Source organism: Streptomyces sp. NBC_00154 (assembly GCF_026342835.1).
GTDB lineage: Bacteria > Actinomycetota > Actinomycetes > Streptomycetales > Streptomycetaceae > Streptomyces.
In genome coordinates this window covers 5005456-5018994 of the sequence record NZ_JAPEMI010000001.1, presented here as the reverse complement: position 1 = coordinate 5018994, position 13539 = coordinate 5005456, and the positions used below count along the sequence as shown (strand labels likewise).

15 protein-coding genes are annotated in these 13539 nt (G+C 69.4%); 6 read left to right on the top strand and 9 right to left on the bottom strand.

Going from position 1 to position 13539, the window contains the following annotated elements:
- Positions 1-60 precede the first annotated feature (60 nt).
- Positions 61-663: a DUF4396 domain-containing protein gene (locus OHA03_RS22485; RefSeq protein ID WP_267005594.1), complete on the top strand. Its 603-nt coding sequence runs from the start codon at positions 61-63 to the stop codon at positions 661-663.
- A 31-nt stretch (positions 664-694) separates the two neighbouring features.
- Here OHA03_RS22485 and OHA03_RS22480 read toward each other — a convergent pair whose 3' ends face one another.
- Positions 695-1327: a sulfite oxidase-like oxidoreductase gene (locus tag OHA03_RS22480; protein ID WP_267005593.1), complete on the bottom strand. Its 633-nt coding sequence runs from the start codon at positions 1325-1327 to the stop codon at positions 695-697.
- A 154-nt stretch (positions 1328-1481) separates the two neighbouring features.
- Between OHA03_RS22480 and bfr the strand changes: the two genes are divergently transcribed.
- On the top strand, positions 1482-1961 hold the full coding sequence (gene bfr, locus OHA03_RS22475) for a bacterioferritin (protein ID WP_267005592.1): 480 nt from the start codon (positions 1482-1484) through the stop codon (positions 1959-1961).
- A 25-nt stretch (positions 1962-1986) separates the two neighbouring features.
- Here bfr and OHA03_RS22470 read toward each other — a convergent pair whose 3' ends face one another.
- Positions 1987-2301, bottom strand: a complete 315-nt coding sequence (locus tag OHA03_RS22470) for a bacterioferritin-associated ferredoxin (RefSeq protein ID WP_267005591.1) — start codon at positions 2299-2301, stop codon at positions 1987-1989.
- Positions 2302-2471: 170 nt separating this feature from the next.
- Positions 2472-3818: a class II 3-deoxy-7-phosphoheptulonate synthase gene (locus tag OHA03_RS22465; RefSeq protein ID WP_267005590.1), complete on the bottom strand. Its 1347-nt coding sequence runs from the start codon at positions 3816-3818 to the stop codon at positions 2472-2474.
- Between the two features lie 102 nt (positions 3819-3920).
- Here OHA03_RS22465 and OHA03_RS48015 point away from each other — a divergent pair, with 102 nt between their 5' ends.
- Both OHA03_RS48015 and OHA03_RS22460 read left to right on the top strand, forming a co-directional pair.
- Entirely contained in the window at positions 3921-3977 is a 57-nt protein-coding gene (locus tag OHA03_RS48015; protein ID WP_107063558.1) for a trp operon leader peptide, read from the top strand.
- Positions 3978-4067: 90 nt separating this feature from the next.
- Complete coding sequence (locus OHA03_RS22460; protein ID WP_267005589.1) at positions 4068-5954, top strand: anthranilate synthase family protein; 1887 nt, start codon at positions 4068-4070, stop codon at positions 5952-5954.
- A 38-nt stretch (positions 5955-5992) separates the two neighbouring features.
- Here OHA03_RS22460 and OHA03_RS22455 read toward each other — a convergent pair whose 3' ends face one another.
- From OHA03_RS22455 to OHA03_RS22435, 5 genes are all read right to left on the bottom strand, one after another.
- Positions 5993-6997, bottom strand: a complete 1005-nt coding sequence (locus tag OHA03_RS22455) for a 2-hydroxyacid dehydrogenase (protein ID WP_267005588.1) — start codon at positions 6995-6997, stop codon at positions 5993-5995.
- An 85-nt stretch (positions 6998-7082) separates the two neighbouring features.
- Positions 7083-8111, bottom strand: coding sequence for a 6-phosphofructokinase (locus OHA03_RS22450; protein WP_267005587.1), 1029 nt, complete (start codon positions 8109-8111; stop codon positions 7083-7085).
- A gap of 152 nt (positions 8112-8263) precedes the next feature.
- Positions 8264-8908 (bottom strand): response regulator transcription factor, encoded by a 645-nt coding sequence (locus OHA03_RS22445; RefSeq protein ID WP_267008126.1) that lies wholly within the window; start codon positions 8906-8908, stop codon positions 8264-8266.
- Between the two features lie 98 nt (positions 8909-9006).
- Positions 9007-10257 (bottom strand): MacS family sensor histidine kinase, encoded by a 1251-nt coding sequence (locus OHA03_RS22440; RefSeq protein WP_267005586.1) that lies wholly within the window; start codon positions 10255-10257, stop codon positions 9007-9009.
- 50 nt (positions 10258-10307) lie between these two features.
- Positions 10308-11051 (bottom strand): 1-acyl-sn-glycerol-3-phosphate acyltransferase, encoded by a 744-nt coding sequence (locus tag OHA03_RS22435; RefSeq protein ID WP_267005585.1) that lies wholly within the window; start codon positions 11049-11051, stop codon positions 10308-10310.
- Positions 11052-11246: 195 nt separating this feature from the next.
- Between OHA03_RS22435 and OHA03_RS22430 the strand changes: the two genes are divergently transcribed.
- Positions 11247-12026 carry a carboxylesterase gene (locus OHA03_RS22430; RefSeq protein ID WP_267005584.1) on the top strand — a complete coding sequence of 260 codons (780 nt, stop codon included), beginning with the start codon at positions 11247-11249 and terminating at the stop codon, positions 12024-12026.
- Entirely contained in the window at positions 12019-12684 is a 666-nt protein-coding gene (locus tag OHA03_RS22425) for a hypothetical protein (protein WP_267005583.1), read from the top strand. The genes OHA03_RS22430 and OHA03_RS22425 overlap by 8 nt, the downstream gene beginning before the upstream one ends.
- 39 nt (positions 12685-12723) lie before the next feature.
- Here OHA03_RS22425 and OHA03_RS22420 read toward each other — a convergent pair whose 3' ends face one another.
- The gene (locus OHA03_RS22420; RefSeq protein ID WP_267005582.1) at positions 12724-13497 is read right to left on the bottom strand and encodes an endonuclease/exonuclease/phosphatase family protein; all 774 of its coding nucleotides are present in this window, start codon (positions 13495-13497) and stop codon (positions 12724-12726) included.
- Positions 13498-13539 lie beyond the last annotated feature (42 nt).

Sequence of the window (13539 nt, the reverse complement as noted above, 5' to 3'; positions counted from 1 at the left end):
CCCCAGGGGGTATACGGTTCTGTGATCGAAGGGAACCGCTACCGGCATTGGGGGATCGCCATGCACCACGACACGCGCGACGAACAGCACGAGCAGCACGAGCAGCACGAGCAGCAAGGCTGGCACGAGCACCACGAGTACCGAGGCGACGACAGCCGGCAGGCAGACCACACGGGTCACGCAGACCAGTCAGCTCACGCCGGACACGCGGCGCACGCCCCCGGCAAGGCCGGCTGGTCCATGGCGGCCCGCGCCACGCTCCACTGCCTCACCGGATGCGCCATCGGCGAGATCCTCGGCATGGTGATCGGCACGGCGCTCGGCTGGGGCAACGCGGAGACGATGGTCCTCGCCATCATCCTGGCCTTCGCATTCGGCTACACGCTGACGCTGCGCTCCATCCTCAAGGCCGGCGTCGACTTCCGTACGGCGTTCCGGGTCGCCCTCGCCGCCGACACCCTCTCCATCGCGGTGATGGAACTGATCGACAACGGTGTGATCGCGCTGTGGCCGGGCGCCATGGACGCGCAGCTCGCCGACGCGCTGTTCTGGGGGGCCCTCGCGCTGTCGCTGGCCGTCGCCTTCGCCGTCACCACACCGGTCAACAAGTGGATGATCGGCCGTGGCAAGGGGCACGCGGTGGTGCACCGGTACCACCACTGAGGGCGGGCCCGCGGCGACCGGGCCCGACAGGTCAGAGCTCGGGGCCGTCCCCGGGCTCCTCCTGGTAGGAGTAGCGCTGTTCCTTCCACGGGTCGCCGATGTTGTGATACCCGCGCTCCTCCCAGAAGCCCCGGCGATCGGCGGTCATGTACTCGATGCCCCGGACCCACTTGGGCCCTTTCCAGGCGTACAGATGCGGTACGACCAGGCGCAGCGGGAAGCCGTGCTCGGCGGTGAGCAGTTCGCCGCCCTGGTGAGTGGCGAAAAGCGTTCGATCCGAGGCGAAGTCGTCAAGCCGCAGGTTCGAGCTGAATCCGTACTCGGCCCAGACCATCACATGAGTGACCTGGGGCGAGGGCGGCGCGAGTTCGAGGATCGTACGGGCGAGGACCCCGCCCCATTCGGCGCCGAGCATGCTGAATTTGGTGACGCAGTGCAGATCGGCGACGACCGAGGAGAACGGCAGGGCCGAGAACTCCTCATGGTTCCAGCAGTGCTTCTCGCCGTCCGCCGTGGCTCCGAAGACCCGGAACTCCCAGCGGTCGGGCTTGAACTTGGGAACGGGCCCGTAGTGGGTAACCGGCCAGCCGCGCTGCAGGCGCTGTCCCGGCGGAAGCTCGGACTGCTCTGATTCGCGGTATTCCCGGCTTTCCGGCTGACCCATGACTCCATGGTGACAGACAGGCAGGGGTGGTCATGACCAGGGCAGAGGCGATTCAGGACAACCCCTACTAAGCATGTACTTACTGGACGGTGGCTGGGTGCGGTGCGAGGATGCCGCCAACTTGCCCGGTTCACGGTTGGAAGGAGCCTCTGCGATGCAGGGCGACCCCGAGGTCCTCGAGTTCCTGAACGAACAGCTGACCGCCGAATTGACTGCCATCAACCAGTACTTCCTGCATGCAAAGATGCAGGAGAACTTCGGCTGGACGAAGCTGGCGAAGTACACGCGCTCCGAGTCGTTCGACGAGATGAAGCACGCCGAGATGCTGACGGACCGCATTCTCCTTCTCGACGGACTCCCCAACTACCAGCGGCTCTTCCATGTGCGGGTCGGCCAGACCGTCACCGAGATGTTCCAGGCCGACCGCCAGATCGAGGTGGAGGCGATCGACCGGCTCAGGCGCGGCGTCGAGTTGATGCGCGGCAAGGGCGACATCACGTCCGCAAATGTCTTTGAGTCGATCCTTGAGGACGAGGAGCACCACATCGACTACCTCGACACCCAGCTGCAGCTGATCGAGAAGCTCGGCGAGCCGCACTACCTCGCGCAGCAGATCGAGCAGCCGGACAGCTGAGGCCTTGAGCCCCCGAGCCCTGAGTTCAGGCCGCGTCGGGGAGCCGGATGCCCGGGGCTCTGCCGGGGGCGATGCCCGGAGCCCTGCCCGGGTCGGCATCGGAGGGCACGCCGGGCGCGAGCGGCTGCTCGGGGACGCCACCGGGGGTCAGCTTCTGCTCGAGCAGCTCGCGACGAGCGCACTCGCCGCGGCCCAGGATCGCCTGGATCCTTCGGACACAGCCGCCGCAGTCCGTACCCGCCTTGCAGGCGGAGGCTATCTGGCGGGGGGTGCACGCCCCGGCGTCCGCATGTTCCTTGACCTGCTGCTCCGTAATGCCGAAGCACGAGCAGACGTACATGCGGTTCACCTCCCGACGGGATCGATCGTTGGCGCCGTCCCGATTGATCGGTGAGGCTAACCTAACCTTACCCGGCGCTCCACTCCCGTAAAGCCCTGGTACGACTGTGGGGCACGGATCACATCGATCCGTGCCCCACAGTCGTACGGGCGGTACCTGCGGTGACTGCCCTACTGGTCCCGGTACATCTCGGCGACCAGGAAGGCCAGGTCCAGCGACTGGCTGCGGTTGAGGCGCGGGTCGCAGGCCGTCTCGTAACGCTGGTGCAGGTCGTCCACGAAGATCTCGTGGCCGCCGCCGACGCACTCGGTGACGTCGTCACCGGTGAGCTCGACGTGGATGCCGCCCGGGTGCGTACCGAGGCCCTTGTGCACCTCGAAGAAGCCCTTGACCTCGTCCAGGACGTCGTCGAAGCGACGGGTCTTGTGGCCGGAGGCCGCCTCGAAGGTGTTGCCGTGCATCGGGTCGGTGACCCAGGCGACGACCGCCCCGGAGGCGGTGACCTTCTCGACGAGCGCGGGGAGCTTGTCGCGGACCTTGTCGGCCCCCATGCGGACGATGAAGGTCAGCCGGCCGGGCTCACGCTCCGGGTCGAGGCGTTCGACGTAGCCGAGCGCCTCGTCGACGGTGGTCGTCGGGCCGAGCTTGATGCCGATGGGGTTGCGGATCTTCGAGGCGAACTCGATGTGCGCGCCGTCCATCTGACGGGTGCGCTCACCGATCCAGACCATGTGGCCGGAGGTGTCGTACAGCCGGCCGGTGCGCGAGTCGGTGCGGGTCAGCGCCGACTCGTAGTCCAGCAGGAGTCCCTCGTGCGACGAGTAGAACTCGACCGCCTTGAACTCGGCCGGGTCCGTGCCGCACGCCTTCATGAAGTTCAGCGCGTTGTCGATCTCGCGGGCCAGCGCCTCGTAGCGCTGACCGGACGGGGACGACTTCACGAAGTCCTGGTTCCAGGCGTGCACCTGGCGCAGGTCGGCGTAACCGCCCGTGGTGAAGGCGCGGACCAGGTTCAGCGTGGAAGCGGATGCGTGGTACATCTGCTTCAGCCGCTCAGGGTCCGGGATCCGGGCTTCCTCGGTGAAGGCGAAGCCGTTGACCGAGTCGCCGCGGTAGGTCGGCAGGGTGACGCCGTCGCGGATCTCGGTCGACTTGGAGCGCGGCTTGGAGTACTGGCCGGCGATCCGGCCCACCTTGACGACGGGCACGGAGGCCGCGTAGGTCAGGACGGCGCTCATCTGGAGCAGCGTCTTCAGCTTGGCCCGGATGTGGTCGGCGGACACGGCGTCGAAGGCCTCGGCGCAGTCGCCGCCCTGCAGCAGGAACGCCTCGCCCTTGGCGACGGCTCCCATGCGGGCGCGCAGCTGGTCGCACTCGCCCGCGAAGACGAGCGGCGGATACGACGCGAGGTCCGCGAGTACATCGCGCAGAGCCTCGGCATCGGGGTACTCGGGCTGCTGCGCCGCGGGAAGGTCTCGCCAGGTGTTGCCACCGGCGACGGAGGTATTGGCGTTCACGGTCACATCCACAACATTACGGGGTCTCGTGGGGCGCTCATCCGTAGGCTCAACAGATGAGACGCGCGTCTGGACCGGTGGACGTCCGGTAGGGTGCGGAACATGTTCGCGCAGACGCATCAGAACTGGTGGTGGACCGCTCATCCGGCGGCCCACTGATTCATCGCGCGACAGACCACGCGAAGGCCGCCCGAGGGGCGGCCTTCTCTGCGTTTCGGGAGCCGTTCCTCCATCAGGAAGGAACACCTCATGCCCGACCCCACCGAGCTCGTCGTCCAGCGGCTCCTGACGGACGACTGCCCACCGTTCGCGCTGCTGCGCAGGCGCACCCCCGGCCGTGATCACGACACGGTCGAGGTCCTGATCGGCCGGGTGCGGGAGGTGCACCGGCTCGCCGATCTGCCCGTCGGTCCGCAGCCGTCGCTCGCCCTGGTGCCGTTCCGGCAGATCGCCGAGCGCGGTTTCGACGTGCGCGACGACGGGACACCGCTGTCCGTGCTGGCCGCGGACGAGACGTACGAGCTTCCGCTCGCCACCGTGCTCGACGTGCTGCCCACCCATGACGTGCAGGTCGAGGGCGGTGCCTTCGACGTGCCCGACGAGGAGTACGCCGGGATCGTCCGGCGGGTCATCGAGGACGAGATCGGACAGGGCGAGGGCGCGAACTTCGTCATCCGGCGTACCTTCCAGGGCGGGATCCCCGGATTCGGGCGGGCCGACGCGCTGGCGCTCTTCCGGCGGCTGCTGGCCGGTGAGCGGGGCGCGTACTGGACCTTCGTCGTGCACACGGGCGACAGGACGCTGGTCGGCGCCAGCCCCGAGGTGCATGTGCGGATGTCCGGCGGGACGGTCGTGATGAACCCGATCAGCGGGACGTACCGCTACCCCGCCGAGGGGCCGACCGCCGAGAGCCTGCTGTCCTTTCTCGGTGACCGCAAGGAGACCGAGGAGCTCTCCATGGTGGTCGACGAGGAACTGAAGATGATGTGCACCGTCGGTGACATGGGCGGGGTGGTGATCGGGCCACGGCTCAAGGAGATGGCCCATCTCGCGCACACCGAGTACGAGCTGCGCGGGCGCTCCTCGCTGGACGTACGGGAGGTGCTGAAGGAGACCATGTTCGCGGCGACGGTCACCGGCTCACCCGTGCAGAACGCCTGCCGGGTCATCGAGCGGTACGAGCCCGGCGGGCGCGGATACTACGCGGGCGCGCTGGCCCTGCTGCGTCAGGAGCCGGGCGGGGCGCAGACCCTCGACTCGCCGATCCTCATCCGTACCGCCGACATCGCGGCCGACGGGCGGCTGCGGGTGCCGGTCGGGGCGACGCTCGTACGCCACTCCGATCCGGCGAGCGAGGTAGCCGAGACCCATGCGAAGGCGGCCGGGGTGCTGGCCGCGCTGGGGGTGCGGCCCGGTCGGCCACGGGCCGAGAGGACACGTCCGCGGCTGGCCGGCGATCCGCGGGTGCGGGCCGCGCTGGACGCCCGGCGGGACGGGCTCGCACCGTTCTGGCTGCGGATGCAGGAGCGTACGCAGGAGCTGTCCGGCCATGCGCTGGTGATCGATGGCGAGGACACCTTCACCGCCATGCTGGCGCATCTGCTGCGCGCCTCGGGCCTGGAGGTGTCGGTGCGGCGCTACGACGAGCCGGGGCTGCGCGAGGCCGTCCGGGCACACCTGGGTCCGGTCGTGCTGGGCCCCGGGCCCGGGAATCCGGCCGACACCGGCGATCCGAAGATGCGGCTGCTGCGCGAGTTCGCCGCGGAGCTGGTCCGGGACCACCGGCACGGGCTGCTCGGGGTCTGCCTGGGCCATGAGCTGATCGCGGCGGAGCTGGGTCTGGAGATCGTCCGCAAGACCGTGCCGTACCAGGGCGCGCAGACCCGGATCGAACTGTTCGGACGCCCGGAGACGGTCGGTTTCTACAACAGCTTCACCGCTCGCTGCGACGACGAGACGGTCACCGAGCTGGCTGCGCACTCCATCGAGGTGAGCCGGGACACGGCCACCGGGGAGCTGCACGCGCTGCGCGGGGACGGGTTCGCGTCGGTGCAGTTCCACCCGGAGTCGGTGCTGACGCTGCGCGGGGCGTCGATCGTCGCCGAGCTGCTGACGGGGCTGCCCGTGCACAGCTGACGGCGGACGCGGGCGGAGCTCCGGAGGAGATCCGGGGCTCAGTCCTCGCGGAGCGCGGGAACGAGGACGTTGTCGCTGCGGCGGCGCGCCAGGTAGTCGGCGACGTTCTGCACGGTGGCTTCGATGATCTGTGCCACGGCGTCCTCGGTGTAGTAGGCCTGGTGCGAGGTGACGATGACGTTCGGAAAGGTGACGAGCCGGGCCAGGGTGTCGTCGTCGATGCCCTCCAGGGACTTGTCGAGGAAGAAGAGCCCGGCCTCCGCCTCGTACACATCGAGTCCGACGCCGGTGAAGCGGCCCGCCCGCAGTTCGGCGACCAGAGCGGTGCTGTCGACCAGTCCGCCGCGGCTGGAGTTGATCAGGATCGCGTCGTCCTTCATCAGGGACAGGGCGTCCTTGCCGATGATGTGGTGGGTCGCGGGCAGCAGCGGGACATGGAGGCTGATCAGATCGCACTCGGCGAGGAGCTGTTCCTTCTCGACGTACGTCATGCCGAGCTCGACGCAGGCCGGGTTCTCGACCACGTCCCAGCCGAGCAGTTTCATTCCGAAGCCATGAGCGATACGGGTGAAGGCCTCGCCGATCTTGCCCGTGCCGACCACGCCGACCGTACGGCCGTGCATGTCCCGGCCGAGGAGGCCGTCGAGGCGGAAGTCGAAGTCGCGGGTGCGGCTCGCGGCGCGGAGGATCCGTCGGTTGACCGCCATGGCGAGCGTCCAGGCGAATTCGGCGACCGCGTACGGCGAGTAGAAGGAGACCCGGGCGACCCGCAGCGCGAGGCGTTCGGCGACGTCCAGGTCGATGTTGTTGAAGCCGGTGGAACGCTGGGCGATCATCTGCGTGCCGCCCGCGGCGAGGGTCTGCAGCACGCTGCTGCCCAGATCGGCGTTGACGCTGGTGGAGATGATCTCGTAGCCCGCCGCGATGGGCGCGGTGTCCTTGTTGAGGAAGACGTCCAGGCAACGGACCTCGTGCTGTCCGGCGAAGGCCTTCTCGATCAGCGGCTTCTCATCGGACTGCACACCGAATGCCAGGATTTCCACAATTTCTCCCGATAGGCAGGGTACGGGCCGGATAGCCGCGAATATACGGCCCGTACCCCTGCCGTGCTCAGCCGAAGAAGCGCGCTCAGCCGAAGAAGACGCCGACCTCCGCGTAGAGCGCCGGGTCGACCGTCTTGAGCCGGGCGGTCGCCTCCGCGATCGGCACCCGCACGATGTCCGTGCCACGCAGGGCGACCATCACGCCGAAGTCGCCGTCCCGCACGGCTTCGATGGCGTGCAGCCCGAAGCGGGTGGCCAGCCAGCGGTCGAAGGCGCTGGGGGTGCCGCCGCGCTGGACATGGCCGAGCACCGTGGTCCTGGCCTCCTTCCCGGTGCGCCGCTCGATCTCCTTGGCCAGCCATTCGCCGACGCCGGACAACCGGACATGACCGAAGGAGTCGTGGGATTCGTCCTTGAGGATCATTGCCCCCTCGGCGGGCATGGCGCCCTCGGCGACGACGACGATCGGGGCGTAACTCGCCCGGAAGCGGGAGGTGACCCAGGCGCAGACCTGTTCGATGTCGAAGCGCTGCTCGGGAATGAGAATGACGTTGGCGCCGCCTGCCAGCCCGGAGTGGAGCGCGATCCAGCCCGCGTGGCGGCCCATCACCTCGACGACGAGGACCCGCATATGGGACTCGGCGGTGGTGTGCAGACGGTCGATGGCCTCGGTCGCGATGCCGACCGCCGTGTCGAAGCCGAAGGTGTAGTCGGTGGCCGAGAGGTCGTTGTCGATGGTCTTGGGAACACCGACGCACGGGATGCCGTACTCGTCGGACAGGGTCGCGGCCACGCCGAGCGTGTCCTCGCCGCCGATGGTGACGAGCGCGTCGACCTCGTACTTGGCGAGGTTGTCCCTGATCCGGCGGACGCCGTGTTCAGCATTGAGGGGGTTGGTGCGCGAGGAACCGAGGATGGTGCCGCCGCGCGGCAGGATGCCGCGCACCGCCGGGATGGAGAGCGGGACGGTCTCCCCCTCCAGCGGGCCGCGCCAGCCGTCCCGGAAGCCGATGAAGTCGTAGCCGTACTCCTGCACGCCTTTGCGGACGATGGCGCGGATGACCGCGTTGAGCCCGGGGCAGTCGCCGCCCCCGGTCAGTACTCCGACCCGCATGGAAGCATCCCTTCGCCGAAGTGAGCTCGCTACGACCACGCTAATGGTGATCCAGGTCACTCAGGGATGGGTCGGAAGGTCAATTCCCGCGCAATAAGCCGGAGTTGATCACGAGCTTCGCCAAGACGGAGTCGCTCTCGGCGTTCCTGGTCTCAGGCGTCGTCGAGGCCGCGTTCGATCGCGTACCGCACGAGCTCCACCCGGTTGTGCAGCTGGAGCTTGCCCAGGGTGTTCTGGACGTGGTTCTGGACGGTGCGGTGCGAGATGACGAGCCGCTCGGCGATCTGCTTGTACGAGAGCCCCTTGGCGACCAGCCGCAGCACCTCGGTCTCCCGGTCGGTCAGCTGCGGGGCCTTCGGCTCGTCGGACGCGACGGGCACCGGCTCGGAGGCCAGCCTGCGGTACTCGCCGAGCACCAGTCCGGCGAGGCCCGGGGTGAAGACCGGATCGCCGACCGCGGTGCTCCGCACGGCCTCGGTCAGCTCCTGCGTACTGGCCGACTTGAGCAGATAGCCGGTGGCGCCGGACTTCACCGCCTCCAGCACGTCGGCGTGCTCGCCGCTCGCGGAGAGCACCAGGACCCGCAGGCCGGGGTGCGAGCCGACGAGCTCCTTGCAGACCTGGACGCCGGGCATCCCCGGCAGATTGAGGTCGAGCACCAGGACGTCAGGGGTGACGGCCCTCGCCCGGCGCACGGCCTGCGGACCGTCACCGGCGGTCGCCACCACGTCGAAGCCCGACTCGGCGAGATCGCGGGCGACGGCGTCGCGCCACATCGGGTGGTCGTCGACCACCATCACCCTGACCGCCCGCTGCGTGGCGTCCTGCCCACCTGCCTCGCCCTGCCCGCCTGCCGCGCTCGTCGCGCCGGTCGCGTTCGTCACGTTGTCCGTGCTCATCGGCCGGAACCTGCCTTCCCCCGTGAATCGTCCGGAGTCCTCGAAACCTTTGGAACCTTCAACTCGACCTCGGTGCCCTGGCCGGGCACCGAGATCAGCTCTGCCGTGCCGCCCAGGTCACGCAGCCGCCCCCGGATCGACAGGGCGACCCCCATCCGCCCCTCCCCCTCCGCCTGCGCCAGCCGCCCCTCCGCAATACCCGGGCCGTCGTCCCGGACCGTCACGATCACCTCGTCCGGCCAGTCCTCGACGAGGATCCAGGCCTGGGCGTCCTGCCCGGCGTGCACCCGCACATTGTCCAGAGCAGCACTGACAGCGGCCGCAAGTTCCTTCGCCGCCGCCGGAGCGAGCAGTACCGGGGCGCCGGGCTCCGCGAAGCTGACCCGGGAGCCGGCGTGCGGGGCGAGCAGGGAGCGCAGATCGCATACGGCCCCGCCGGCCGGGCCGTCCTCCTCGTCGTCGACCTCGACGGTACGGACCACCGCGCCCTCGGTGGCGTCCTCGGAGACCCGGGTGGTGGGCACCAGTCCGCTGGAGACCAGCGTGCGCAGGGCGACCTCCTGTTCCCCGGCCATCCGGCCCAGCTCGGCCGCCTCGCCGCCCAGCGCCGTGCCACGGCGCTGCACCATCGCGAGGACCTGGAGCACGCTGTCGTGGATGTCGCGGGCCAGCCGTTCCCGTTCCCGGGTGGCCGCCTCGATCTCCAGGGCGCGGGCCAGGGTGCGCTCACTGGCCCTGGCCACCTCGACGACGTAACCGATGGCGATGGAGGCGACCCAGACCAGCAGGACGTTGTGGAAGGTGTCCCGGCTGGGTTCGCCGCGCTCGATGATGTTGGCTGCGGCGACGAAGGTGGAGGCGAAGGCCGCCCAGCGCCAGCCGCCCTTGATCGCGAACGCCAGGACGGAACCCGCGGTCCAGATGGACGGCAGGGTCGAGCCGTCCATGTGCTGGGCGTCGAAGTCGGCGAGCGGGGTCAGCAGAATGCCGACCAGAGCGATCACGAGGTCGGCGCCGAGGAAGCGCTTGGTGCAGCTCACCGCGCCCGCGACCTTGGGGAGCGTGGCGAGGGTCCAGGCGGCCATGACGACCAGGTAGGCGAAGGCCACCCACGGCCGCTCGTACTCGTCCCGGCCGAAGACGGCGAGCAGACTCGCATAGAGCATCGTCAGGATCCGGTACGCGGTCAGCGCACGCCACAACGGCTGCTCGACCGACATGCGTACGACCCGTTCGCGTTTGGCCATGCCCCCACCCCCCGACGGACGCCGGCGCGGTGACGCGCCGGACCGATCCGTCACCCTTGCGTTCCGGGCTTTCTGCCCGCGTTCTTCTCTTCCTCGGCGCGGCGCTTCGCCTCGTCCGCGATCTGCCGCTTTGCCGCGGTCGCGTAGATGTCGACGTACTCCTGGCCGGAGAGTTTCATGATCTCGTACATCACCTCGTCGGTGACCGAGCGCAGAATGAAGCGGTCGCCCTCCATGCCGTGGTACCGGCTGAAGTCGAGCGGCTTGCCGATCCTGATGCCGGGGCGCATCAGCTTGGGAATCAACTGACCGGGCGGCTGGATCTTCTCCGTGTCGATCATCGCAACGGGGATGACGGGGGCTCCGGTGGCCAGGGCCACGCGGGCCAGGCCGCCGGGCTTGCCGCGGTAGAGCCGGCCGTCGGGCGACCGGGTGCCCTCCGGGTAGATACCGAAGAGTCCGCCGCTCTCGATGACCTCGATGCCCGCCTTGATGGCCGCCTCACCGGCACCTCGGCCGCCGGAGCGGTCCACCGGGAGCTGGCCGACGCCCTTGAAGAAGGCGGCGGTGAGCCTGCCCTTCACCCCGGGTGCGGTGAAGTACTCGGACTTGGCGATGAAGGTGACCTTGCGGTCCAGGACGGCCGGCAGGAAGAAGGAGTCGGAGAACGAGAGATGGTTGCTCGCGAGGATCGCCGGCCCCTGAGCAGGGATGTTCTCCAGGCCCTCCACCCACGGCCTGAAGGCGAGCTTCAATGACCCGCCGATGGAGAACTTCATTGCGCCGTAGATCAACTCGGGTGCCTCCTGTGTGCTGTCGCACTGACCTTAACCCGTGGTGCAGCTGCCGTTCCTGCCCGGCACGGAGCCGAAGCACGGCTGTGACCGGTGACGACCCTGGTCGGTGTCAGTCCGGTCGCGTACGGTGAAGTAATCCTTCTTGCACGCCCCCTTTCGCTCCCTTTCGAGCCTCACGAACAGGAGACCCAGGTGCCGGTCCTTCCTGGAGCCGAGCCGTTCCGCCACGAGGGCGGAGAGGTCGGCGTCCTCCTCTGCCACGGATTCACCGGTTCACCGCAGTCGCTGCGTCCCTGGGCCGACCATCTGGCGGAGCGCGGACTCACGGTCTCGCTGCCGCTGCTGCCCGGGCACGGCACGCGCTGGCAGGACATGCAGGTCACGGGCTGGCAGGACTGGTACGCGGAGGTGGACCGGGAGCTGCGGGCCCTGTCGGAGCGGTGCAGTCAGGTCTTCGTCTTCGGGCTGTCGATGGGCGGCGCGCTGGCGCTGCGGCTGGCGGCGAAGCACGGGGACGCGATCAGCGGTCTGGTGCTCGTCAATCCGGGGAACAAGGTGCACGGCCTGGCGGCGTACGCACTGCCTGTCGTCCGTCATCTGCTGCCGTCGACGAAGGGCGTGGCCAACGACATCGCGCGCGAGGGCTCCGTGGAGATCGGCTACGACCGGGTGCCGCTGCACGCGGCGCATTCGCTGCGGAATTTCTTCCGGCTGGTCGACACCGATCTGCCGCAGGTCACCCAGCCGGTCCTGCTGCTGCACAGCCCGCAGGACCATGTGGTGCCGCCGGCCGACTCGGCGCGGATCCTCAGCCGGGTGTCGTCGACGGATGTCGAGGAGATCCTGCTGGAACAGAGCTACCACGTGGCGACGTTGGACCATGATGCGGAGCGGATCTTCGACGAGAGCTATTCGTTCATCGGCCGCCTCGCTCCGAGCGTCGGGAAGAAGGGGAGCACATCCGGTGGCTGAGCACGACGCGGAGCGCGCGGGCAGCGAGGAGGAGCGCGAACCGCGCCCCACCGAGGGAGCGGCCGTGCCCGACGGGGGCGCGGGTGCGCAGGACGCCCTCGCAAGGCCCAGGGGCGAGGGCGACCCGATCGACGAGGAGGCCGTCTGGGAGGCGATCGTCGCCGGGTACGGCGAGGAGCCGCCGGACCCGCCGGGTGCCAAGCCGTTCAAGTCGATCGATGACCTCGCGCAGCTGGAGGACGGTCAGCGCAATGTCCTGGACCCCGACAAGGGTGCCGGGAAGCAGGGGCCCCCGAAACCGCCGGAGAAGCCGCTCGGCAGCTCGGTCGTCTTCGCGCCGGGTGTCACCGGTCCGCGTGACTACGAGGTGACGGAGCCGGCCGACGGGGACGACACGGACGACCACGAGGAGGGGCATTTCGTCCCGCCGGAGCCGCCGCCGCTGCCGGAGGCCGATGTCCCGGCGAAGTTCGCCTGGCTCGCGGTCGTCGGCGGGCCGGTGCTGCTGCTCATCGCGGTGCTGCTGCAGTGGGACATGACGTGGTGGCTGACCACGCTCTGCGTCGGCGGCTTCCTGGGCGGCTTCGTCACCCTGGTCGCGCGGATGCAGGACGCAGACGAGGATGACGACGATCCGGGGCGCGGCGCGGTCGTCTGACACGGCCCCCGGGACAGTGCTGCGAGCCGCTCCCCGGGATCAGGTCGGTTCGGCGAGGGAGGCGAGGGCGGGCACCCGGAGTGCTGCCAGTACCGGCAGATGGTCCGTGGCCGCCCGCAGGTCCGGCTCGGTGATGCCGGGCAGCCCCGACGGGACTCCGCAGCCGAGGACCTCGATCCTGGCGGTCGCGAAGATCGCGTCGATGCGCAGACGTGGATCGTGCGCGGGGAAGGTCCGGTCGGCGCCCCACGGCCGGACCGCCCGGCAGTCCTGGAGCCGCCCGGCCAGCAGCTGGAAGGCCTTGCCTTCCGGGCCGTCGTTGAGGTCGCCGGCCGCAATGGCGTGCTCGACCTGCATGTCGTCGAGCCGGTCGAGCAGCAGATCCGCCTGGGCCAGGCGTTCGTCGTGCCGCAGGCTCAGATGGCAGCTCAGCAGACCGATCCGGGTGCCCGCGATCCGTACCACCGCCGTGGCGAACCCCCTGCGGTGCAGCCCAGGGGTGCGCGGCAGCAGCAGATCCTCCGTTCGTTCCACGGTGGCACGCAGCGAACAGAGCAGCAGGGGGCCGGCCGCGGTGGCGCCGCCGGAAAGAAGCACCAGGTCGGTGTGGGCCGCCAGCCAGGCGGCGCGCTTGCGCCAGCGGAAGAACCGCGGCGCTTCCTGGATGAAGACCAGATCCGGTGCGCAGGCGCGGATGACGCGAGCCAGTGCCTCGCGGTCGTCACGCATCGACCGGATGTTGTAGCTGAGCACTCTGATGACGGCCGAACCATCCGGCTCGGTACGGGAGTCGGGCAGCGGCGTCAGGACCATGGCGCTCACGATACGACGGACGCCCGCCGCTCCCACAGGGGC

What these genes read in the sequence shown, in the direction of transcription:
- OHA03_RS22485 (WP_267005594.1), top strand. Translation starts at nt 61, where the DNA reads ATGCACCACGACACGCGCGACGAACAGCACGAGCAGCACGAGCAGCAC.
- OHA03_RS22480 (WP_267005593.1), bottom strand. Translation starts at nt 1,327, where the DNA reads ATGGGTCAGCCGGAAAGCCGGGAATACCGCGAATCAGAGCAGTCCGAG.
- bfr (WP_267005592.1), top strand. Translation starts at nt 1,482, where the DNA reads ATGCAGGGCGACCCCGAGGTCCTCGAGTTCCTGAACGAACAGCTGACC.
- OHA03_RS22470 (WP_267005591.1), bottom strand. Translation starts at nt 2,301, where the DNA reads ATGTACGTCTGCTCGTGCTTCGGCATTACGGAGCAGCAGGTCAAGGAA.
- OHA03_RS22460 (WP_267005589.1), top strand. Translation starts at nt 4,068, where the DNA reads ATGCCCGACCCCACCGAGCTCGTCGTCCAGCGGCTCCTGACGGACGAC.
- OHA03_RS22450 (WP_267005587.1), bottom strand. Translation starts at nt 8,111, where the DNA reads ATGCGGGTCGGAGTACTGACCGGGGGCGGCGACTGCCCCGGGCTCAAC.
- OHA03_RS22445 (WP_267008126.1), bottom strand. Translation starts at nt 8,908, where the DNA reads ATGGTGGTCGACGACCACCCGATGTGGCGCGACGCCGTCGCCCGCGAT.
- OHA03_RS22440 (WP_267005586.1), bottom strand. Translation starts at nt 10,257, where the DNA reads ATGGCCAAACGCGAACGGGTCGTACGCATGTCGGTCGAGCAGCCGTTG.
- OHA03_RS22420 (WP_267005582.1), bottom strand. Translation starts at nt 13,497, where the DNA reads ATGGTCCTGACGCCGCTGCCCGACTCCCGTACCGAGCCGGATGGTTCG.